Origin of the sequence: Duganella caerulea (assembly GCF_040362985.1) — a bacterium.
Lineage (GTDB): Bacteria > Pseudomonadota > Gammaproteobacteria > Burkholderiales > Burkholderiaceae_D > Rugamonas > Rugamonas vulcania.
In genome coordinates this window covers 248,700-272,251 of the sequence record NZ_BPWJ01000005.1, presented here as the reverse complement: position 1 = coordinate 272,251, position 23,552 = coordinate 248,700, and the positions used below count along the sequence as shown (strand labels likewise).

The following is a 23,552-nucleotide window of genomic DNA, read 5'->3' as shown; positions in this document are numbered from 1 at the left end:
GCTGAGAACTCGGTCGCGTAACTTGCACCGCACTATACACAGGGAGGGATGGCATGAAAAAAATCATGAAAGCCGCATGGACACTGGCCTTGGCCGCGCCGTTGGCGGCATCCGCGGCAACGCCGACCGTCAGCTGGACAGCCTGGGTCAACGCCGGCAGCGGCAGCCTGACGCAGGACGCACAGACGATCGCCGTCACCTACACGGGCGACACGATAGGCCTCGATTACAGTTCCAACATCTACGACGTGCCCTCGTCGTTCACCAATGCCGAAGTGACCAATACACCAGGCAGCAACGGCACCATCCTGATGATGGGTGGTAACGCCACCGTCAATCACTTCCACTTCAGCCAGGCGGTGGTCGATCCGTACATCGACGTGTTCAGCGTCGGCCAGAGCGGCGTCCCGGTCAGCTTTGTGTTCCAGAACGGCAGCCTCACCATCCTCAGCCAGGGCGCCGGCCATTGGGGCGGCGGCACGCTGTTGAGCAGCGGCCTGACCGTCACCGGCTACGAAGGGAATGGTTTGCTGAAATTTAGCGGAACTTACACCGATATCAGCTTCATTACCCCCAACAGCGAGTACTACTACGGCGCCACGGTAGGGGCGGCCATCACGTCTCCCGTGCCGGAGCCGGAAAGCTACGCCATGCTGGCGGCCGGACTGGGCCTGCTGGGCGCGGTGGTCAGCCGCCGCAAGGCCGCATCCTGATTCAAGCAATAACAAAGCAGCACAGCCTGGCCGCTGCCCTCGGGCGCGGCCTTTTTTATTTCAGGCCGCCGCTTCGGCGAAACGGCTCTCGTACAGCGCCGCCACCAGGTCCGACTGCGTGATGATGCCGGCGAAGCGCTGTTCCTCGTCGACGATGGGGATGTGGTGGAAGCCGGAGTCGGCCATCAGCGGCACCAGGTCGACGATCGGCGTGTCCAGCCGCGCCGTGGTGGGATGCTGGGTCATGATCTGTCCGACCACTTCGGCCTTTTCGGTGTGGGTTACGCCGCTTTTGCGCAGAAATCGCTGCAGTTGATGACGGATGCTGCGATAGTCGTCCAGCCCGCCGTGCTCCAGGAAATCGGTCTGCGTGACGATGCCGATCACCCGCCGCGCGCGGTTGAGCACCGGCAACGCGGCCACGCGGTGCGTGCGCATCTGCTGCCAGGCTTCCTCCAGGCTGGTGCCGAACTCGGCGCTGATGATGTCGCGCGACATGATGTCGGCGCAGCTGATGATGCCGAAGCGGCGCTGGTAGGCGCGCTGCTCGGTTTGCATGAACAGCGATTCCAGCTCGTCGCGGCTGATGTCCAGCACCTGGTTGTATTGCTTGAGCACGGCGTCCAGGTCTTCCGGCTTGAAGCCCAGCCGCACGGTCGGCACGGCGTCCTTGGTCGCGTGCGGATTCGGATGCGTGCTTTGCTGCGCATGCGGATAGCGCCGTCCGGTCAGGTTGTTGTACAGCATGGCCATGACGGCCAGCAGCGTCGTGTCGACCAGCACCGTCACCAGCGGGAAGGCGAAGCCGGCCGCGTGGATGGCCGGGCCGCCGATCACCGCCGTCAGCGCCACCGCGCCGCCGGGCGGATGCAGGCAGCGCAGCGCGAACATGGCGGCGATCGCGGTGCTGGCGGCCAGCGCGCACAGCAGGGGAGTCGACAGCACGTCGCCGAAGTAGCGCACGCACAGCACGCCCATCAGGCCGCTGACCACATTGCCGCCGATGGCAGACCACGGCTGCGCCAGCGGACTGGCCGGCAGCGCGAACAGCAGCACGGACGAGGCGCCTATCGGCGCGACCAGGAACAGGGCGCCGGGCGCCATGGATTGTCCGAGCAGCGCGGTTAGCAACAGGCCGAACAGGGCGCCGCCGGCGGCGCGCAGCTGTTCGCGGCGGCTGGCGGTGGTGGGGCTGGGCAGCCAGCGGTCGAGCAGTGCGCGCATGGGCTTAATCAAGTATTTGATATGGGACAATTATTATCCCATGCCCGGCCCGCCACTGCACATTACTGGTGCGAAACCAGCTCCAGCGGCAACGCCGTGGTGATCTTGATCTGCTCCATCGAAAACGCCGACGACACCCCGGACAGCTGCGCCACCTTGATTAACTTCTTGTAAAACCTGTCATATCCTTCGATATCGCTCGTTACCACCTTCAACAAGTAATCGATGTCGCCGCTCATGCGATGGAACTCCTGCACTTCCGGCAAGGCGACCACGGCCGCGGCGAAACGCGCCAGCCATTTGTCGTCGTGCTGGCTGGTCCGCACGCTGACGAACACCGTCACCGGCAAGCCCACCTTGCGGCGGTTGACGATGGCCACGCGGCTCTCGATATAGCCCTCCTCCTCCAGCCGCCGCACCCGTTTCCAGCACGGCGTGGTGGACAGCCCGACCCGCTCGCTGAGCTGGGCGATCGACAGCGTGCCGTCGCCTTGCAATGCAGACAAAATTGCATAATCGTAGCGATCGAGTGGATTCATTCTATTATTTCCTGAGATGGAGCATAAAAATGCTGGATGGGACGCGTATCAGGGGTATTTTAGTACATCTGTTTCAGCGCGGCTGAGTAAACTGTAGGCATCGATTACACAGGCATTTTCATGACGACCGAAATCTACCTCGATGGCAACGCCACCACCGCCGTGCTGCCGGCCGCCATCGCCGCCGCGGCCGACGCCATGGGCCAGCGCTACGGCAATCCCAGCAGCAGCCACGGCACCGGCCTCAAGGCCAAAGTCCTGCTGGACCAGGCGCGCGCCTGCGCGATCCGCCTGCTGGGCGTGGGCGACGGCCGCCTGATGTTCAACAGCGGCGCCACCGAAGGCATCCAGACCGCCGTGCTGTCGGCGCTGGTCGCGCTGCGCGAACGCCGCGAGCGCGGCGAGGCCATCGGCAGCCTGCTGGTCTACGGCGCCACCGAGCACAAGGCCGTGCCGGAAAGCCTGGCGCACTGGAACCGCCTGCTGGGCCTGAACCTGACGCTGCAAAAACTGCCGGTCGACCGGGACGGCGCGCACGACCTGGCCCAGCTGCGCGCGCTGGCGCCGCAAGCCGGGCTGGTATGCACCATGGCCGCCAACAACGAAACCGGCGTCATCACCGACCTGGCCGCCATCGAAGCCGTGCTGGCCGAGACTGGCAGCCCCGCCTACTGGCTGGTCGATTGCGTGCAGGCGCTGGGCAAGCTGGACTTGAACCTGGCCGCCACCCGCATCGATTACGCGCCGTTCTCCGGCCACAAGCTGTACGCGCCCAAAGGCGTGGGCATGTTGTACGTGCGCGCCGGCACGCCGTTCACGCCGCTGATCATGGGCGGCGGCCAGGAGAGCGGCCAGCGCTCCGGCACCGAGAACATGGCCGGCATCGCCGCGCTGGGCGTGGTGCTGGCCGCGCTGGAACGCGGCGACACCTTCCGCAGCCATCACCAGCTGGCCAGCTACCGCGCCCGCCTGGCCGAGAGCCTGCGCGCCGCCTTGCCCGGCGTGGTGTTCAACAACCCTTTCGACAAATCGCTGCCGACCACGCTGAACTTTTCCGTGCCCGGTCTGTCGAGCCGCGAACTGATGGACGTGTTCGACGCCGCCCAGGTGCGCGTCAGCTCGGGCAGCGCCTGCTCGGCGGCAAAGGCCGCGCCCAGCTATGTGCTGGACGCCATGCACGCGCCGCTGTGGCGCAGCGCCGGCGCCATCCGCATGTCCTTCGGCCCGCTGGCCGACGAGGCCACCATCAACGACGCCTGCCGCCGCATCGAGCGCTGCGGCGCGGCCCTGCGCGCCAGCTGCCTGATCCCGTCCGAACGCACCGCCGTCCCTCATGACGGCCTGCTGCAACTGGGCGTCGAAGGCGCGTGCAGCTGGCTGGTGCTGGACGCCGCCAGCCGCAGCTGCGTCGTCATCGATCCCTTGCCGGAAATGACCGGGCGCATCGAATCCTATGTGCGCTGCCAGAACTACCAGGTGCAGGCCATCGTCAGCACCACGAGCGGCGCCGATAGAAGCGCGCTGATCGAAGCGCTCGGCCGCCACTTCGACCACCGCGCCGCGACCGACGCCTACGGCTGGCCTGCCGCCGCCGCCATCAAGCTCGGCGCGCAGACGCTGGCCCGCGTGCAGGACGGCGCCGCGCGCCACTACCTGCTGGGCGTGGCGGACGGCGACACGCTGGCGCCGCGCGCGGTGCGCTTCGCCTTCAGCGCGCGCTCCGCCGTGGAAGCGCTGCGTCCGCTGACCTGCGCGCAGACGCTGCTGTGCCCGACCCGCGACGAACATAACCAATTCTGCGTCGGCATGGCCGCGCCCGCCAATGCTGGTGCGGCTTCGGATCTGCAACTCGACAGCGCCGCGCTGGATGCCTTCCTGCAAGCCCATCCAGACGCCCAACTGGTCGACGTGCGCGAGCCGTATGAATTCGCCGCGACCACCGCGCCTGGTCCGGGCGGACGCCAGGCCCTCAGCGTACCGCTGGGCCGCCTGGCCGAGCACGCCAGCGACTGGCTGCGCGGCGAGCGCGCGCCGCTGGTATTTTTCTGTCGCAGCGGCAACCGCAGCCAGAAGGCCGCGCAGCTGCTGCGCCGGCTCGGCCACGCGCAGGCATACAGCCTCAACGGCGGATTGGCGCTGGCGCCGCTCGCAAGGGCGGCCTGATCCGTTATAGCTTTCTTCCTTTACAAGGCCGCGCAAGCGGCCTTTTTTTTCGTGGAAATTCTTTATGTACGTCAGCGCACAGTCGCGTGCCGTGCGCCCCCGTAGCATGCCTAAGGAGATAATTTCCTATTCGCAGAATTGAAGCGAGGTCCACGTTGAACAAGTCCGCCCCCCTCATGCCCGACATTACGCTGGGCTTTCGCGAATCTCCCTCCGGCTCCTTGCTGTCCGACGAAGACGACCAAGACCTGCCGCTGCGCGCCGAGCTGTTCAGCGCGGCGCAGATGGCCGCGCACGGCAAGACGCTGGCCACGCATCACGAACTGAGCAAGCGCGGCGGCCGCGACCGCCTGCTGGCGCGGCTGGCGGAAAACGCCGCCGTCATCGACTCCACCTGCGACGAACTGACCGCCGCCGTCAAGGCCGGCCGCCAGATCACGCCCGCCTCCGAATGGCTGCTGGATAATTTCTACCTGATCGAAGACCAGATCCGCATCGCCCGCCGCCACCTGCCCAAGAACTACAGCAAGCAGCTGCCGCGCCTGGGCAAGGGCGCGCCGGAGGGCACGCCACGCGTGTACAAGATCGCGCTGGAGATCATCGCCCACGGCGACGGCCGCGTCGATCCCGAATCGCTGTGCCGCTTCGTCGACGCCTACCAGGAAGTGGCCACGCTGCAGCTGGGCGAGCTGTGGGCCATCCCCATCATGCTGCGCCTGGCGCTGATCGAGAACCTGCGCCGCGTGGCCGCGCGCGTGGCCGACAACCGCATCCACCGCGACCTGGCCAACACCTGGGCCGACCAGATGACCGACGTCGCCGAAAAAAATCCCAGCGGCCTGATATTGATGGTGGCCGACATGGCCCGCTCCAACCCGCCCATCACCAGCGCCTTCGTGGCCGAGCTGGCGCGCCGCCTGCAGGGACAAAGCCCGGCGCTGACGCTGGCGCTGTCATGGATCACGCACCGCCTGGCCGAATCGGACCAGACCATCGAGCAGCAGATCCAGGCCGAGATCCAGCAGCAGGCGGCCGAACAGGTCTCGATCGCCAACAGCATCGGCAGCCTGCGCTTCCTCGGCACCATGGACTGGCAGGAGTTCGTCGAGACCATGAGCGTGGTGGAGCAGACCTTGCGCCAGGACCCGGCCGGCATCTACGGCCGCATGGAATTCGCCACCCGCGACCAGTACCGCCACGCGATCGAGAAGATCGCCAAGCGCTCGCGCTATTCCGAAGTCGAAGTGGCGCAGCAGGCCTTGCAGCTGGCGCAGGCCCACTTCGAAGGCGGCGACGAGCGCCACGGCCACGTGGGCTTTTACCTGATCGGCGGCGGCCTGGCCGCGCTGGAAAAACAGACCGGCATGCGCCGCCCGTGGCTGGAGGCGCTGCAGCAAACCTCGCGCGCCTCGCCGCTGACGTCCTACCTCGGCGCCATCGCCGCGATCTCGCTGGTGTCGACCGCGCTGCTGCTGGAGCGCGCCGCGCGCAACGGCGTGCACGGCCCGGTGATCGTGCTGCTTGGCGTGTTGGCGCTGGCGGGCAGCAGCCAGCTGGCACTGAGCCTGGTGAACTGGATCGCCACGCTGGTGACCCGTCCCAATCCGCTGCCGCGCATGGACTTCAAGGACGGCGTGCCGACCGACGCCCGCGCCATCGTGGTGGTGCCGACGCTGGTCTACAGCCGGGAGAATGTCGATGAGCTGTGCGAACAGCTGGAGGTGCGCTTCCTCGCCAACCGCGATCCCAACCTGATATTCTGCCTGCTGACCGACTTCGCCGACGCCGCCGCCGAAACCCTGCCCACCGACGCCGCGCTGATGGAGCAGATGCGCCGCTGCGTCGAGCAGCTGAACCGCAAGTACGCCACCCACGCCAACGGCCAGGCCGCGTCGCCGTTCGTGCTGCTGCACCGCCCGCGCCGCTGGAATCCGCAGGAGGGCGTGTGGATGGGCGAGGAGCGCAAGCGCGGCAAGCTGCAGGACCTGAACCGCTTCCTGCGCGGCGGCGCGCGCGACAAATTCAGCCTGGTGGTGGGCGATGTCGGCGAACTGGAAGACATCAAGTACGTCATCACGCTCGACACCGACACCCAGCTGCCGCGCGACGCCGCGCGCCAGTTCATCGCCGCCATGCGCCACCCGCTCAACCAGCCGCGCATCGACAGCGCGCGCGGCCGCGTGGTGGAGGGCTACGGCATTCTGCAGCCGCGCGTCACCGTCAGCCTGCCGAGCGAGAACGCCTCGCTGTACGAAAAACTGTGCGGCGGCGAACCGGGCATCGACCCCTACACCCGCACCGTCTCCGATGTGTACCAGGACGTGTTCTTCGAAGGCTCCTTCATCGGCAAGGGCATCTACGACGTCGACGTCTACGAGCAGGTGCTGGGCAACCGCCTGCCGGACAACCGCATCCTCAGCCACGACCTGCTGGAAGGCTGCTACCTGCGCGCCGGCCTGCTGAGCGACGTTCAATTGTACGAAGCCTATCCGGCCCGCTACAGCGATGACGTCAGCCGCCGCCAGCGCTGGACCCGCGGCGACTGGCAACTGGCCTCGTGGCTGTTCGGCCGCGTGCCGGGCCCGAACCGCAAGCGCGAACGCAATCCGCTGTCGCTGCTGTCGCGCTGGAAGCTGTTCGACAACCTGCGCCGCAGCCTGACCGCGCCGGCGCTGGTGCTGTCGCTGATCACCGCCTGGCGCTGGCTGCCCGACCCGTGGCTGTGGGCCGGCGCCGTGCTGGCCGTGATCTTCGTGCCGCCGCTGGTCAGCACCGCGCACGACCTGCTGCACCGCCCGGAGGACACCCTGTGGAGCCAGCACATACGGGCCGCGCTGCGGCGCGGCGGCATGCAGTTCGCGCACGCCATCCTGATGCTGGTGTTCCTGCCGTACGAGGCTTATTTCAGCCTGGACGCCATCCTGCGCAGCGGCTGGCGCATGCTGGTCTCGCACAAGCACCTGCTGGAATGGCGGGCCTCGGCGCTGACGCGCGCGGCCGACGGCGCGGCCAGCGTATGGCGCACCATGTGGGTGTCGCCGGTGCTGGCGCTGTTCGTCGGCGGCGCGCTGCTGGGCTGGCGCCCAACCAGCCTGGCGCCGGCCGCGCTGTTCCTGCTGGCGTGGCTGCTGGCGCCGGCCGTGGCGGAGCGGATCAGCCGCCCGATCGTGCGCAGGCACGCCCGCCTCACGCCGGACCAGCAGCGCTTCCTGCACCAGCTGGCGCGCCGCACCTGGGCCTACTTCGAGCGCTACGTCGGCCCGGAAGACCACTGGCTGCCGCCCGATAACATGCAGGAGCACCCGGCGCACGTGGTGGCGCACCGCACCTCGCCGACCAACATCGGCATGGCGCTGCTGGCCAACCTGAGCGCCAGCGATTTCGGCTACATCACCGTCGGCCAGATGATGGAGCGTACCGCCAGCACGCTGGCCACGATGGACCAGCTGGAGCGCCACCAGGGCCACTTCTACAACTGGTACGACACGCAGACCCTCAAGCCGCTGCACCCGATCTACATCTCCACCGTCGACAGCGGCAACCTGGCCGGCCACCTGCTAACCCTGCAGGCCGGCCTGACAGGCTTGTACGACCAGCCCATCCTCGGACAGCAAACGGTGGACGGCATCGTCGCCACCTGCCAGGTGCTGCAGCAATCGCAGGCCGGCGCCGAGGCGCCCGCGCTGGGCGACTTGCTGGCCGCGCTGGCCCCCGCGCCGGACGCCGGCAACCTGCAGCAGCTGCACGCCTGGCTGACCCGCGTGGCCACCGCCGCCGGCCAGCTGCCGCCGCCGGCGGAAGCGGAGACCCATGGCGAAGCGGCCATGTGGTCCGCCGCGCTGGTGCGCCAATGCCAGGCCGCGCTGGCGGACCTGACGCTGCTCACGCCCTGGGTCGACCTGTCGGCGGACGCCGTGTTCGACACCAGCCTGACGCGCGTGCCGACGCTGCGCGAACTGGCCGCCATGATCGACCAGCCGGCCGCCGTGCTGGCCAACGACCTGGCCCCGGCCGAGCGAGACCGCCAACTGGCGCTGGCCGGCCTGTGTGCGCAGGGCGCCGCCGCCGCCCACGAACGCATGCGCGAACTGGCCGCCCTGGCGCAGCGCTGCGGCGCATACGCCCAGATGGAATATGGCTTCCTGTTCAATTCGACCACCAACCTGCTGGCCATCGGCTACAACGTCTCCGAGCGCCGGCTGGACGCCAGCTACTACGATCTGCTGGCGTCGGAAGTGCGGCTGGCCAGCTTCGTCGCCATCGCCCAGGGACAGCTGCCGCAGGAGCACTGGTTCGCGCTCGGCCGTCAGTTGTGCATCGTCGCCGGCAAGCCGGTGCTGCTGTCCTGGAGCGGCTCGATGTTCGAGTACCTGATGCCGCTGCTGGTGATGCCCAACTATCCGAGCACGCTGCTCGACCAGACATACAGCGCGGTGATCGACGCCCAGATCGACTACGGCAAGCGCCGCAACGTGCCGTGGGGGATCTCCGAATCCGGCTACAACACGGTCGACGCCAGCCTCAATTACCAGTACCGCGCGTTCGGCGTGCCGGGCCTGGGCCTCAAGCGCGGCCTGGCCGACGACCTGGTGATCGCGCCCTACGCCACCATGCTGGGATTGATGGTGCGGCCGGAAGCGGCCTGCCTCAACCTGCAGAAGATGGCGGGGCTGGGCTACATGGGCCGCTACGGCTTCTACGAGGCGGTCGACTACACGGCCTCGCGCCTGCCGCGCGGCCAGGCCTCCGCCGTGATCCGCTCCTTCATGGTGCACCACCAGGGCATGGGACTGCTGGCGCTGAGCTACCTGCTGCACGACCGCCCGATGCAGCGCCGTTTCGAATCCGATCCGCTGCTGCAATCGACGCTGCTGGTGCTGCAGGAACGCAGTCCGGAGGCGGGCGCCTTCTACTCCAACACCACCGAGATGGCGGCGATCCGCTCCACCGCGCCGGAGCAGGCCATGCCGATGCGCATCCTGAGCCAGCACACCACGCCGATGCCGGAAACCCAGCTGCTGTCCAACGGCCGCTATCACGTCATGGTCACCAACGCCGGCGGCAGCTACAGCCGCTGGAAGGACCTGGCCGTGACACGCTGGCGCGAGGACAGCACCCGCGACAACTGGGGCAACTTCTGCTACGTGCGCGACATGGAGGATGGCCGCTTCTGGTCCACCACCTATCAACCGACGCTGGTCGATCCGCGCAAGCATGAGGTGATCTTCTCCGAAGGCCGCGCCGAATTCCGCCGCTCCGACCGCAACATCGACCTGTACACGGAAATTGTGGTCTCGCCGGAAGACGACATCGAACTGCGGCGCACCCGCATCACCAACAAGTCCGACCGCGTGCGCACCATCGAGGTGACCAGCTTTGCCGAAGTGGTGATGGCGCCGGCCGCCGCCGACGCCGCCCACCCGGCCTTCAGCAAACTGTTCGTGCAGACCGAAATCCTGCGCGACGAAAAAGCCATCCTGTGCACGCGCCGTCCGCGCGGGCAGGCCGACGTGATGCCGTGGCTGATGCACTCGATGATGGTGCACGACGCCGCCGTCACGGCGGTCTCGTTCGAGACCGACCGCTCGCGCTTCATCGGCCGAGGCAACACCGCCGCCGCGCCGAACGCCATGCTGGAGCAGGCGCCGTTGAGCGGCGCCGAAGGCTCGGTGCTCGATCCGGTGGTGGCGATCCGCCACACCATCACGCTGCAGCCGGACCAGACGGCCATCGTCGACATCGTCACCGGCATGACCGAGCAGCGCGAGGCCGCGCTGCACCTGATCGACAAATACCAGGACCGCCACCTGGCCGACCGCGTGTTCGAACTGGCGTGGACCCACAGCCAGGTGGTGCTGCGCCAGCTCAACGCCAGCGAAGCCGACGCCCAGTTGTACGGCCGCCTGGCCAACTCGGTCATCTACCCGAACGCCGCGCTGCGCGCCGACGCCGGCACGCTGGTCAAGAACCAGCGCGGCCAGTCCGGCCTGTGGGCCTACGCGATTTCCGGCGACCTGCCGATCGTGCTGCTGCAGATCAAGGACCCGGCCAACATCGAGCTCGCGCGCCAGATGGTGCAGGCGCACGCCTACTGGCGCCTGAAAGGGCTGGTGGTCGACCTGGTGATCTGGTACGAGGACCAGTCGGGCTACCGCCAGCTGCTGCACGAACAGATCATGGGTCTGATCGCCTCCGGCATTGACGCCCAGGCCATCGACCGGCCGGGCGGCATCTTCGTGCGCCTGGCCGACCAGATCGCGAACGAGGACCGCGTGCTGCTGCAATCGGTGGCGCGCGCCATCCTCAGCGACAGCCGCGGCACGCTGGCCGAGCAGATCAAGCGCCCCGGCTCGCCTGCGATGCGCATGCCGCCGCTGATGACGGACAACCGCGGCGACTACGCGGACGCCGGCCCCGCCACGCCGGCGGTGCGCACGCTGATGCTGGAAAACGGCATCGGCGGCTTCACGCCGGACGGCCGCGAATACGTCATCTCCACCAGCGATGCGCAGCGCACGCCGGCGCCGTGGTCCAACGTGCTGGCCAACCCGCAGTTCGGCTGCGTGGTCTCGGAAAGCGGCCAGGCCTACACCTGGCACGAGAACGCGCACGAGTTCCGCCTCACGCCGTGGCACAACGATCCGGTCAGCGACGCCAGCGGCGAGGCCTTCTACCTGCGCGATGAACAGAGCGGCCGTTTCTGGTCGCCGACCGCCTTGCCGGCGCGCGGCAACGGCGGCTACGTCACGCGCCACGGCTTCGGCTACAGCGTGTTCGAACACACCGAGACCGGCATCGCCACCGAGATGACCACCTTCGTCGCCACCGACGCGCCGATCAAGTACACGGTCCTCAAGGTGCGCAACGACTCGCTGGTGACGCGGCGCCTGTCGGCCACCGGCTACGTCGAGTGGGTGCTGGGCGACATGCGTTCCAAGTCCGGCATGCACATCGTCACCGAGGCCGATCCGGTCAGCGGCGCGCTGTTCGCCAGGAACCCGTACAACACTGAGTTCACCGGCCGCGTGGCCTTCTTCAACTGCGACGCCACGCTGCGCACCCACACCGCCGACCGCAGCGAATTCCTGGGCCGTAACGGCACGCTGGCCGCGCCGGCGGCGCTGCGCCGTTCCCGCCTGTCCGGCAAGATCGGCGCGGGGCTGGACGCCTGTGCCGCCATCCAGGTGCCGTTCGACCTGCTGCCAGGCCAGGAGCGCGAGATCGTCTTCGTGCTGGGCGTGGCCGGCCGCCGCAACGCCGACGCCAGCAGCCTGGCGCAGAAGCACCGCAGCGCCGGCGCCGCGCACGAGGCGCTGGCCGCCGTGCACGCGCACTGGGAGAAAACCCTGGGCGCGGTGCGCATCGACACGCCGGAGCCGGAGCTGGACCTGCTGGCCAACGGCTGGCTGATGTACCAGACCATCGCCTGCCGCATGTGGGCGCGCAGCGGCTACTACCAGTCCGGCGGCGCCTTCGGCTTCCGCGACCAGCTGCAGGACGCGATGGCCACCATCCACACGCAACCGCAGCTGCTGCGCGACCAGCTGCTGCTGTGCGCCGCCCACCAGTTCCTGGAGGGCGACGTGCAGCACTGGTGGCATCCGCCGTCCGACCGCGGCGTGCGCACGCACTGCTCGGACGACTACCTGTGGCTGCCGCTGGGCGCCTGGCGCTATGTCATCGCCACCGGCGACATCGGCGTGCTGGCCGAAAGCATGCCGTACCTGGAGGGCCGCGCCGTCAAGCCGGAGGAGGACTCCTACTACGACATGCCGGGCCGCTCCAGCGAAAGCGGCACGCTGTACGAACACTGCGTGCGCGCCATCCGCAACGGCCTGCGCTTCGGCGAACATGGCCTGCCGCTGATCGGTTCCTGCGACTGGAACGACGGCATGGACAAGGTGGGCGAGCATGGCAAGGGGGAGAGCGTGTGGCTGGCCTTCTTCCTGTGCGAGGTGCTGCAGCGCTTTGCCGAGGTGGCGGAGCTGATGCAGGACGTGGACTTCGCCACCGAATGCCGCAGCGAGGCCAAGAAGCTGGCCTCCAACGTCGAGCAGAATGCGTGGGACGGCCAGTGGTACCGCCGCGCGTATTTCGACGACGGCACGCCGCTCGGATCGCACACCAACGAGGAATGCCAGATCGATTCGATCTCGCAAAGCTGGGGCGTGCTGTCCGGCGCCGCAGATCCGGTGCGGGTGCGCGGCGCGATGGAGCAGGTCAACCAGCGCCTGGTGCGGCGCGATTCGGGCATCATCCAATTGCTCGATCCGCCGTTCGACAAGGCCGGCCCGAACCCGGGCTACATCCGTGGCTACGTGCCCGGCGTGCGCGAGAACGGCGGCCAGTACACGCACGCCGCCATCTGGACCGCGATGGCCTTCGCCCGCTTGGGCGAGACCGACCGCGCGTGGGAACTGGCGCGCATGATCAACCCGGTGCAGCACGGCGGCACGCCGGAGGGCATGGCGCGCTACAAGGTCGAGCCCTACGTGGTCACGGCCGACGTCTACGCCGTGCCGCCGCACGTCGGGCGCGGCGGCTGGAGCTGGTACACCGGCTCCTCCGGCTGGATGTACCGCTTGATCCTGGAGTCGCTGCTCGGCCTCACGCGCACCGCCACCCAGATCACGCTGGCGCCGCGCATGCCGGCCGAGTGGGATCACTTCACGCTGACGTACCGGCATGGCGAAGGCTCGTATGTGATCCGCGTAATGAAGTCGGCGGAAACCGCCGCGCCGGTGCTGACGGTGGACGGCGTGCGCCAGCTGGCGCTGGCGATCGACCTGCACGATACCGCCAGCATCCATAAGGTCGAACTGCTCATTCCGGCCAAGTTAAATTCTTAACAGAGTGTCCCATTCTGGACATTTTCATCATCGGTACAACGGCGCGAAAATTTAGTTTCGCGCCGTTGTCGCGCACGGGCCCAGTGGCCACCGCATTTATTCCAAAGACCTCTGAATAGCCAAGCTAATTCGAATTGATTCGTCATCTTCCTGTCATGCATAGTTGCCAGTATTTTGGATCCCCAACCGCAGAGAGAAAGAGAACGATGAACAAATCTAAGATGCTGTCCCGGCTCGCGATGATGTTGATGCTGTCTTCCGGCGTGATTGGCGCGGTCCACGCGTCCAAGGCCGACCACCACGAATTCGAGGCCACGCTGCATGCGCCCTTCGCCGCCGACGGCGCCGACCAGGACCGGCCGGAAGCCCGTACCTTCAAGCTCGCCTTCGATTTCCCGCTGCTGGAGCGCGAGCAGGACGTGCGCTGGCGCCTGGAGCTGGTCAGCCCGGACGGCGTGGTGGTTCAGCAGTGGCAGGGCGTGCAGCGCATCGCCGGCAAGCCGGTCGACGTCAGCATCGCGTGGGACGGCCGCGCCGACGGCTTGATCCTGACCGACGGCGTGTACCTGGCGCGCATGCAGGCCGTCACCGGTGACGAGACGGTCGAGCAAAGCTGGGACATCTCGGTGGGCCACAATCCAGCGCAGGCCATGCCGGCCTTCAAGGCGCTGCCGACCAACACCGCGCGGGCGCGCCCGACGCGCCAGGCCGCCCTGATGGCGCAAAGCGTGGCCGCGACATCGTCGCTGCCGTACACCATCTACCTCGGCAACCTGCACAGCCAGACCAACCACAGCGACGGCGGCGGCCCGCTGGGCAGCTGCACCGGCGCGCAGGCGCCGCAAAGCGCGGCCCTGGGACCGGCCGACGCCTACCAGTACGCGATGAACAAGGGCCTCGACTTCCTGATGGCCTCCGAGCACAATCACATGTACGACGGCTCCGACGGCACCAACGCCTCGGCCGATCCGGCCACCGCCAAGGCGCTGTTCCAGTCCGGCCTCACCGCCGCCGCCAATTTCAACAGCGCGCACGCCAACTTCCTCGGCATGTATGGGCTGGAGTGGGGCGTGATCAACAACGGCGGCCATATGAACATCTTCAACACCACCGAGCTGCTGGGATGGGAGAGCAACAGCAGCGGCCAGCTGATCGCCGACACGCTGACGCCGAAGAACGACTACGCGTCGCTGTACACGCTGATGCGCCAGCGCGGCTACATCGGCCAGTTCAATCATCCGGAATCGTCCGGCCAGTTCCTGGTCAACGGCACGGCGCTGGGCTACACCGCCGACGGCGACCAGGCGATGGCCTTGTGCGAAGTGCTCAACACCTCGGCCTTCTCCAACAACACCAGCGAGACCGAGACGGGACGCAGCACCTACGAAGGCGCCTGCAACAAGGCGCTGGAGGCGGGCTACCACGTGGCCTTCTCCAGCGACCAGGATAACCACTGCGCCAACTGGGGCGCGTCCTACACCAACCGCACCGGCGTGCTGCTGCCGACCGGCACCCCGCTGACCACCGCCAGCATGATCGCCGCCATCAAGGCACGCCGCGTGTTCGCCACCATGGACAAGACCTCGCAGCTGATCCTGACCGCCAACGGTCATGTGATGGGCGAGCGCTTCACCAACAGCGGCCCCCTGAACCTGGTGGCCAACTTCGCCAGCAGTAGCGGCAAGACGGTATCGTCGGTGAAGATGTATGAGGGTGTCCCGGGCCGCAACGGCACGGTGACGCAGCTGTCGTCCACCGCCAGCACCACCATCACGCCGGCCGTGGGCGAGCACTTCTACTACGCCAAGATCACCCAGAACGACGGTAACATCCTGTGGTCGGCGCCGGTGTGGGTCACGCAGACCAGCGGTGGCGGCAGCACCACGCCGCCCACCGCCACGCAGCTGATCGTCAACGGCGGCTTCGAATCGGGCGCCGCGTCATGGACCGCGACGTCGGGCGTGATCAGCAACGACTCGAGCCAGGCCGCGCACGCGGGCAGCTACAAGGCCTGGCTGGACGGCTACGGCAGCGCCCACACGGACACGCTGTACCAGACCGTGACGATACCGGCCGACGCCACCAGCGCCACGCTGGCGTTCTGGCTGCAGGTGGTGTCCGACGAGACCACCACCACCTCGGCCTACGACACGCTCAAGGTGCAGGTGCGCAGCGGCGCCAACGCGGTGCTGGCGACGCTGGCGACGTATTCGAATCTGAACAAGGGCAGCACGTATGTGCAGAAGAGTTTCGACCTGTCGGCCTACAAGGGCCAGACGGTGAGGATTTACTTCGAGGGTGTGGAGGGTTCGACGGTGTCGACCTCGTTCCTGATCGACGACGTCACGCTGAACGTGCAGTAAGCGCGCTTACTTGGTCCACGGCTGTTCGCGCTTGTTGCTGTTGCGCGCGAACAGCAGCAGCACCACGATACCGAACACCATCAGCTTGTAGTTCATGGGCTCCGGCACCGGCACGATGGCGGCCTTTTGGGCCGCCGGCTTGACCGGTTTGGCGACGCCGGAAGCGCTGGTGGCATCGCTGGTGGCGTGTGCGGCCACCGGCGCGGCTTCCGCCGCGAAAGCCTGGACGTTCAACGCGGAGGCGCACAACACCAGCGCCGCCATTTGGCTCATCAATCGCATTCCTAGTCCCTGTCAATACTGAAGTGACAAGCATAATAGATTGTTAATTTCCCCGCATCCGTGCGCTAACACACGGAGCGGAACATAAAGAACTTGACCTTACGCGCCGAGGCTGGAGCCGGCGCCCAGCAGCGTCGCCACGCCCAGCACGGCGAACACCAGCGCCGCGATGCCGTGCACCAGCTTGAGCGAGACGCGGTGGGCGATGCGGTCGCCCAGGTAGACCGCCGGCACGTTGGCCAGCATCATGCCGAACGTGGTGCCGCACACCACCGCCACCAGGCTGTGATAGCGCGCCGCCAGCGCCACCGTGGCCACCTGCGTCTTGTCGCCCATCTCGGCGACGAAGAAGGCGATGAGCGTGGTCAGGAACACGCCGTACTTCGCCAGCGGCATGTCGTCGTCGTCGATCTTGTCCGGCACCAGCGTCCACGCGGCCATCGCCAGGAACGATGCGCCCAGCACCCAGCGCAGGATGTCGGGGCCCAGCAGGCTGGTGATCCAGGTGCCGACCGCCGCGGCGAACGCGTGGTTGGCGATGGTGGCGACGAAGATGGCGGCGACAATCGGCAGCGGGCGGCGGAATTTCGCGGCCAGGCAGAAGGCGAGCAGCTGGGTTTTATCGCCGATTTCCGCGAGGGCGACGATACCGGTAGAGACGAGGAAGGCTTCCATGGGATTTTTAGTAGTACGCGGGCCGGAAACGATTAACCAATGATCCAGGCGCGACTCCGGCCCATCATGGCCGCACCTCGATCATGGTCTCGTCAAGTTTTTCAACCACCTGCACCACGGTCTGCGGACCGATTATGTTGACACAGGTTCTTGCGCCGGGACGGCGCAAGCCGACTACTCCCCACTTACGGAGCGAATGATAGCATAGCGTGCGGATGTACACATCTTCGATACATGGCTATGCTATTCTGCTTCGCGCTTCAGTCAACATTGAAAAGACCACCATGCCTATCAAGAAAAAACTGTCCGCGTTCGTCCTGGCCGCCCTGGCGGCGCTGGGCGTCGCCCACGCCGACCCGCTCAGCTACGCGCGCTACGACCAGGTGCGCACCAGCGACCTGTATCTGGACCTGAAGGCCGACTTCGGCCACAAGACGCTGGCCGGCTACGCCGAGCTGACGCTGAACTGGATCGATCCCTCCGCCCGCACGCTGGTGCTGGACACGAACGAACTCAATATCGCCAAGGTGCAGGTGCTCAATCCGAACGGCCGCTGGAGCGCCGCCTCCTTCATGCTCGACAAGCCGGATGCCGAGAAGGGCCGGGCGCTGCGCATCGCGCTGTCGTTCCAGCCGCAGAAGGTGCGCGTGTACTACCGCACCGCGCCGTCGGCCGCCGCGCTGCAGTGGATGTCGCCGCAGCAGACCATGTCCGGCAAGCGTCCGTTCATGTTCAGTCAGTCCGAGGAAATCAACGCCCGCTCGTGGGCACCGGTGCAGGACACGCCTGCCGTGCGCTTCACCTACAGCGCCCGCATCGAGGCGCCGGCCGGCATGCGCGTGGTGATGAGCGCAGAGAACGACCAGAACGCGACCGGCGCCGGCGGCTGGAAATTCAAGATGGCGCAGCCGATTCCATCCTACCTGCTGGCCATCGCCATCGGTGAGATCGACGTGCGCACCATCGGCCCGCGCTCCGCCGTCTACGCCGAGCCGGCGCGCATCGAGGCCGCCGCCTACGAGCTGGCCGACACCGAGAAAATGATCAGCGCCGCCGAAGGCCTGTACGGCCCATACCGGTGGGAGCGCTACGACATGATCGTGCTGCCGCCATCGTTCCCGATCGGCGGCATGGAGAACCCGCGCCTGACCTTCCTCACGCCGACCATGATCGCCGGTGACCGCAGCCTGGTCGACCTGATCGCGCACGAACTGGCGCACTCCTGGTCCGGCAACCTGGTGACCAACGCCTCGTGGAAGCACTTCTGGCTCAACGAAGGCTTCACCACCTACGTCACCACCCGCATCGTCGAGAAGCTGTACGGCGAGGAAGTGGCGGAGATGAACCTGCAGGTGGAGCAGGAGGAGGCACTGGCCTCGCTGCCGTCGATCCCGGCGGCCAAGCAGGCATTGGTCACGCGCGACGCCGACACCAGCGCCGCCAGCTACACCGACAGCGGCCTGGTTTATCCGAAGGGCGCCTGGCTGCTGCGCACCCTGGAGCAGCGCGCCGGCCGCGAGGTGTTCGATCCCTTCCTGCGCGGCTGGTTCGACCAGCACGCGTTCAAGTCCGCCACCACCGACGAATTCGTGGCCTACCTGAAGAAGAATCTGTTGGACGTGCATCCGGACGTGATGTCGCAGGCGGAGCTTGACGAGTGGCTGTACGGCGCCGGCATTCCGGCCAGCGCCAGGCACGCGGCCTCGCCGCGCCTGGCCGCGCTGGACGCGCAGCGCACCGCGTGGCTCAAGGGCGAGCTGCCGACCAAGGACTTGAACGGCAAGAACTGGATCGCGCTGGAGTGGATGCACTTCCTGAACGACATCGACGGCAAGGCCAACGCCACGCAGCTGCAGGAGCTGGACCAGGCTTTCGCGCTGGGCAAAAGCGGCAACAACGAAATCGCCTACCGCTTCTACCTGGCCTCGATCAAGGCCGGCTACAACGTGCGCGAGCCGCTCAACACCTTCCTGATGAGCGTGGGCCGCCAGAAGTTCGTGGTGCCGCTGTACACCGCGCTGCTGAAGAATCCGGGCGACCGGGAATGGGCCAAGGCGGTCTACGCCAAGGCGCGCGAGCACTATCACCCGGTCACCCAGGGATCGGTCGACAAACAATTTAAAAAATAACGATGCTGAAAATCTCCCGTACGTTTTATCGCGCGTCCGCCGCCGCGCTGGTGGTGCTGGCGGTGTCCGTCCCGGCGCTGGCCGCCGCGCCGGCCTACAACCTCGACGCCGACGTCAAGCTCGCGCTGAAGACCTTCGACGTGCCCGGCATGGCGATCGCCATCGTCAAGGACGGCAAGGTGATCTCCGCCCAGGGCTACGGCGTGCGCAAGCTGGGCGACCCGACGCCGGTGGACGGCAAGACCCTGTTCGAAGTGGCCTCCAATTCCAAGGCCTTCACCGCCGCCGCGCTGGCGATGCTGGTCGACGAGGGCAAGATCGCCTGGGACGATCCGGTCACCAAGCACCTGCCGGACTTCCAGATGTACGACTCCTACGTCACCGGCGCGATGACGGTGCGCGACCTGCTCACGCACCGCAGCGGCCTGGGTCTGGGCGCGGGCGACCTGCTGTGGTGGCCGACCACCAATTTCAGCACCGACGAAATCATCGAGCGCCTGCGCTACGTGAAGCCGGCCACCAGCTTCCGCAACAGCTACGCCTACGACAACCTGCTCTACATCGTGGCCGGCAAGATCGTCGCCGCCAAGGCCGGCAAGCCGTGGGGCGCGGCCATCCACGACCGCATCCTGGCGCCGCTGGGCATGAACGGCACCAAGACCAACGTCGCCGAGATGCTGGCCAGCGGCGACTACTCCGCGCCGCACAGCAAGATCGACGACAAGGCCGCAGTGGTCAAGCCCATGCCGGTGGAGAACGCGGTGGGCGCGGTCGGCATCAACACCAACGCCGAGGACATCGCGCGCTGGATGACGATGCTGCTCGGCGGCGGCAAGCTGGAAAACGGCACGCAGCTGATCAGCGCCAAGCAGTTGAACGAGATGTGGTCCGAGCAGACGCCGATACGCATCCGCGAACCGAAACCTGCGCTGGCCGCGACCAAGCCTAACTTCTCGGCGTATGGCCTGGGCTTCAGCCTGCGCGACTACAAGGGCCGCAAGATCGCCATGCACGGCGGCGCGCTGCAGGGCTTTTATTCGACGGTGCTGATGGTGCCGGAGGAGAAGCTCGGCATCGCCATCCTGACCAACGCCGAGAACAGCCCGGCGATGGCGTCGCTGTACTGGCGCATCCTGGATCAGTACCTGAACGTGCCGGCCAGCGACTGGATCAAGCTGTACGCCGACCAGGAAGCGGCGGCGCACAAGGAGGAGCTGGAACGGCAGGGCAAGGAGGCCGGCGCGCGCGCCGCGAAGTCGGCGCCGTCGTTGCCGCTCGCGTCCTACGACGGCGAGTATGAGGACCCGTGGTACGGCAAGGTGACGATACGCGCCGAGGGCAAGAAGCGCATCATGAGTTTCACCCGCACGCCGGACCTGACGGGGGAGCTGGAGCACTTCCAGCACGACACCTTCATCGTGCGCTGGAAGCAGCGCAACCTCAACGCCGACGCCTACGTGACGTTCGCGCTGAACCCGGACGCCAGCATCGAGCGCATGAAGATGGCGCCCATCTCGATGGAGACGGACTTCAGCTACGACTTCCGCGATTTGAATTTCACGCCGGTCAAGCCGCCCAAGTCCGAGCCGGCCGCTAAGTAGACGCAGCGCGGGACTGGTTGATATTTAACGAAATCCTGAGCGCTGGCGCGGTTAAGCTAGTCCAAGTTATCCGCGCCAGGAGGCCACATGCCTAAACCAGACTCCCCACCGTTGTTGACCGCGGGCATACATCGAATGACGCTTCCGGAACTGGAGCAACTGGCGGTTTCCCCATTCCCCGATGACGACCAGCGACAGCGTCTTTTCCTGCTATTTCAACAGTGGGTCTCAAATCTCCAGACAAAATATGTAAGCGCTATACTGTGGATAGACGGCTCATACCCGCGCGGACTATTTGGCTTTCAGCACGATGGCAAGAGTGCCAAGGGTTTTGTGGAGCTAAGCATATGAGCATTGAATTCCTGAAGAAGCACGCGCAGACGCTCGCCGGATTCGCGCGTGAATCATCGGCGCAAGCGGCTCAGAACCCCGCTGATTTCTGGTTGCAAGCCACAGCCAGAAATCAGAAGCAAGCAGCCACGGACGCTGCGCAGGATTTGCAATTAGCGTGTGCCGCGCAAGTCGGTGAGCTGCTTGACTTGAGATTTATCGGCCCCCAAGCCGACGGGGCGATCTCGCTGGAAGCGTTTATTCGTATTGCCGAGCCGTTGTTGAAGGCCTGGAAAGCTGCGGCCTACCGTATCCGTCATGGCGCGGTAGACGGGCGCATAGGTGGCGAAATAGCGGACACGTTGAATTTGAAATTGGCCGGATTGTCGCGGGGATCCGCCCGAATATCATTAACCGGAAACGCAGCCGCTGATTTGTCGGGTGAGAGTCTGCTGCATGCGACCTTGACGCAAACGTTCAATCTGCTTGCTGCAAATAATGATGCTTTTTATGATGCGGTCGATGCGATGGGCGGTCGCGCCGCCGCTCATTTTGGCGATGCGATGAAGGCGATTAAAGCGGCCGGGCTGTCTGCGGAATTTTCCTGGCAATCGCCAACGCAGTGCTTTACCTGGCAGGGAAGCACGGACGAAATTGTTCGCTTGAAAGTACTGTTGGATGCCGTCGCGGAGCCGGAAACTTACGACGAAAAAATTTCTGGTCTTGTGTCCGGCATCACCGATACCGGCCGCCTGGAAATCCGTACTCAGCAGGGCAAGGTGCAGGTGAGGTTCCCGTTGGATCAAACCGAGGCGGTACTGCGCTTGGCGATCAGGAAATCGGCGACGCTGCTGGTTCGCACCACCAAATACTGGAACGCCGTCACGAAGAAGGATGTGCTCAAGAGGCAGATGATCGGCTTGGCCGACTCGTAGTTCACACCTGGCTCTCGACCCGGTTGCGGCCATTGTGCTTGGCGCGGTACAGCGCCAGGTCGGCGGCGTGGAACAGGTCGTCGAGCGCCGCGTGCGGGCCGTGCGCCACGGCCACGCCGAAGCTGGCCGTCACGCGCAGGATATGGCCGTCGTTCAGCGTCAGCGGCTCGCGCGCGATCGCCTCGCGCAGCCGCTCGGCCAGCGCGCGCGCCGCCTCCAGGCCGCAGGACGCCGGCATCACCACGAACTCCTCGCCGCCGTAGCGCGCCACGATCTCGCCGTCGCGCAGGCTGTCGCGCACCACCTCGGCGATGCGGATCAGCACCTGGTCGCCGGCGTCGTGGCCGTAGGAGTCGTTGACCGACTTGAAGTGGTCGACATCGAACAGGATCACCGCCAGCGATTCATTGTGCTCGCGCGCGCCGCGCAGGCGCAGGTTGCCGGCCGCGGTGAAGGCGCGCCGGTTCAGGATGCCGGTCAGGTAGTCGGTGTCGGCGCGCACCTTGAGCTCCTCGATCAGGCGCACGCGCTCCTGCTCCAGCCGCTGGCGGTCCATGCTGTTGGCCCGTAGGGTCGCCAGCGCGCGCAGCATGTCGCCGATCTCGTCGTCGCGGCGGGCGCCGGTGGGCGGCGGCGAGAAGTCGCCGTTGCCCAGCCGGACCACGGCGCGCGTGGCGCGCAGCAGCGGAATCACCACGCGCCGCCGCACGATCAGCAGCAGCAGCGTGAGCGCCAGCAGGATGGCCGCGCCCACCATCAGGGCCAGCATCAGTTCACGGCGCGCGGTCTCGAAGTCGCGCAGGGCTTGGGCCCGCGCCTCGTCCAGCAGCACGTCGCGCAGCGCCAGGATGGGCGCCATGTTCGGCACGTAGCGCTGCGCGAACTGGCCGGTGTCCATGCCGTAGGGCCGGCCCGCGCGGCTGGCCTGCTCGATCTCGGCCACCAGCCGCTGGCCGCCGCCGAAGTAGACCTGGTCCATGCGCGCCACCGCCGCCAGCACGCGCGGCTCGCTGTCGATGTCGCTGCCGGGGAGCTTGATCAGCTGGCGCAGCTGCTCGATGCGGCCGCGCAGGAACTGCAGGCGTTCATGGTCGCTCTCGGCCAGCGGACGGGCGGCCGCCAGCGGCACCGTCAGCGCCGAGCCAAGGCGGCCCGCGTACTCGCGCAGCTCGACCGTCAGGCGCGCCTTCATCAGGATGCGGGCGATGCTGGGGTAGATCTGCTCCGAGGCCCGCGTGTAGCCGGTCACCGCGTCAAGCGCCAGCGGCACCAGCGCGAACATGCGCTCGACCGCCGCGTCCAGGCGTTCCGGCGTGCGCTCGGCCGGCGGCAGGGCGGCCAGCTGGTCGACCGTCTGGCGCGCCGCCGCCAGCGCCGCGTGCAGCGGCGCCAGCGCGGTGGCGGGGATGGCGGGGCCTGAGTCGGCGGCCAGCTCGTCGCGCAGCCGCGCCAGCGCCAGGTCGGTGTCGGCGCGGGCGCGCCGCAGCCGCTCGCGGTAGGCCGGGTCGGCCGGCACGTGGTCGCCCAGCACGGCGTTGACCGGGCCGCGTTCGAAGGAGAGTTTTTCGGCGGCCACCATGGCGCGCCGCATCAGCTGCAGCGTCTGGTTGCCGGTGCCGGCGGCGCGGTAGTGCAGCCATTCGCCCCATAGCAGCCGCCCCAGCATGCCGCACACCAGCAACGCCAGCACTGCGCCGGTGAGGGCGAATAATCGGGTTAATCTCATTGCTGCCAACCTGCATTCCAATT

At 66.8% G+C, this 23,552-nt stretch carries 13 protein-coding genes and 1 riboswitch; of the genes, 8 read left to right on the top strand and 5 right to left on the bottom strand.

All coding sequences use genetic code 11. The features are described 5' to 3' along the window. Positions 1-53 precede the first annotated feature (53 nt). Complete coding sequence (locus tag ACUJB0_RS16975; RefSeq protein ID WP_444846233.1) at positions 54-713, top strand: PEP-CTERM sorting domain-containing protein; 660 nt, start codon at positions 54-56, stop codon at positions 711-713. 60 nt (positions 714-773) lie between these two features. On the opposite strand, the gene ACUJB0_RS16970 is transcribed toward ACUJB0_RS16975, so the two are convergent. Both ACUJB0_RS16970 and ACUJB0_RS16965 read right to left on the bottom strand, forming a co-directional pair. Continuing rightward, the gene (locus ACUJB0_RS16970) at positions 774-1,937 is read right to left on the bottom strand and encodes an HPP family protein (protein ID WP_444846232.1); all 1,164 of its coding nucleotides are present in this window, start codon (positions 1,935-1,937) and stop codon (positions 774-776) included. A gap of 62 nt (positions 1,938-1,999) precedes the next feature. Further along, positions 2,000-2,476, bottom strand: coding sequence for an Lrp/AsnC family transcriptional regulator (locus tag ACUJB0_RS16965; protein ID WP_161092372.1), 477 nt, complete (start codon positions 2,474-2,476; stop codon positions 2,000-2,002). 120 nt (positions 2,477-2,596) lie between these two features. Here ACUJB0_RS16965 and ACUJB0_RS16960 point away from each other — a divergent pair, with 120 nt between their 5' ends. The 3 genes from ACUJB0_RS16960 (at position 2,597) to ACUJB0_RS16950 (ending at position 15,851) form a co-directional block, all read left to right on the top strand. After that, positions 2,597-4,639, top strand: a complete 2,043-nt coding sequence (locus ACUJB0_RS16960) for an aminotransferase class V-fold PLP-dependent enzyme (protein ID WP_444846231.1) — start codon at positions 2,597-2,599, stop codon at positions 4,637-4,639. A 176-nt stretch (positions 4,640-4,815) separates the two neighbouring features. Then, positions 4,816-13,488: a glycoside hydrolase family 94 protein gene (locus ACUJB0_RS16955; RefSeq protein WP_444846230.1), complete on the top strand. Its 8,673-nt coding sequence runs from the start codon at positions 4,816-4,818 to the stop codon at positions 13,486-13,488. Between the two features lie 206 nt (positions 13,489-13,694). Further along, complete coding sequence (locus tag ACUJB0_RS16950) at positions 13,695-15,851, top strand: CehA/McbA family metallohydrolase (protein WP_444846229.1); 2,157 nt, start codon at positions 13,695-13,697, stop codon at positions 15,849-15,851. A gap of 6 nt (positions 15,852-15,857) precedes the next feature. On the opposite strand, the gene ACUJB0_RS16945 is transcribed toward ACUJB0_RS16950, so the two are convergent. Further along, complete coding sequence (locus ACUJB0_RS16945) at positions 15,858-16,124, bottom strand: hypothetical protein (RefSeq protein ID WP_444846228.1); 267 nt, start codon at positions 16,122-16,124, stop codon at positions 15,858-15,860. Between the two features lie 108 nt (positions 16,125-16,232). Beyond that, positions 16,233-16,808, bottom strand: a complete 576-nt coding sequence (locus tag ACUJB0_RS16940) for a TMEM165/GDT1 family protein (protein WP_444846227.1) — start codon at positions 16,806-16,808, stop codon at positions 16,233-16,235. A 9-nt stretch (positions 16,809-16,817) separates the two neighbouring features. Beyond that, positions 16,818-17,003, bottom strand: a riboswitch (yybP-ykoY riboswitch). Positions 17,004-17,092: 89 nt separating this feature from the next. On the opposite strand from ACUJB0_RS16940, the gene ACUJB0_RS16935 reads away from it, so the two are divergent. From ACUJB0_RS16935 to ACUJB0_RS16920, 4 genes are all read left to right on the top strand, one after another. After that, the gene (locus ACUJB0_RS16935) at positions 17,093-18,937 is read left to right on the top strand and encodes a M1 family metallopeptidase (RefSeq protein WP_444846226.1); all 1,845 of its coding nucleotides are present in this window, start codon (positions 17,093-17,095) and stop codon (positions 18,935-18,937) included. Between the two features lie 2 nt (positions 18,938-18,939). Beyond that, a complete protein-coding gene (locus ACUJB0_RS16930) occupies positions 18,940-20,538 on the top strand; it encodes a serine hydrolase (RefSeq protein WP_444846225.1) in 1,599 nt (532 codons plus the stop codon). Positions 20,539-20,625: 87 nt separating this feature from the next. Beyond that, entirely contained in the window at positions 20,626-20,889 is a 264-nt protein-coding gene (locus ACUJB0_RS16925; RefSeq protein WP_444846224.1) for a DUF6932 family protein, read from the top strand. Beyond that, positions 20,886-21,803, top strand: coding sequence for a hypothetical protein (locus tag ACUJB0_RS16920; RefSeq protein ID WP_444846223.1), 918 nt, complete (start codon positions 20,886-20,888; stop codon positions 21,801-21,803). Before ACUJB0_RS16925 ends, ACUJB0_RS16920 begins: the two co-directional genes overlap by 4 nt. A 1-nt stretch (position 21,804) precedes the next feature. On the opposite strand, the gene ACUJB0_RS16915 is transcribed toward ACUJB0_RS16920, so the two are convergent. After that, entirely contained in the window at positions 21,805-23,529 is a 1,725-nt protein-coding gene (locus ACUJB0_RS16915; protein WP_444846222.1) for a GGDEF domain-containing protein, read from the bottom strand. Positions 23,530-23,552 lie beyond the last annotated feature (23 nt).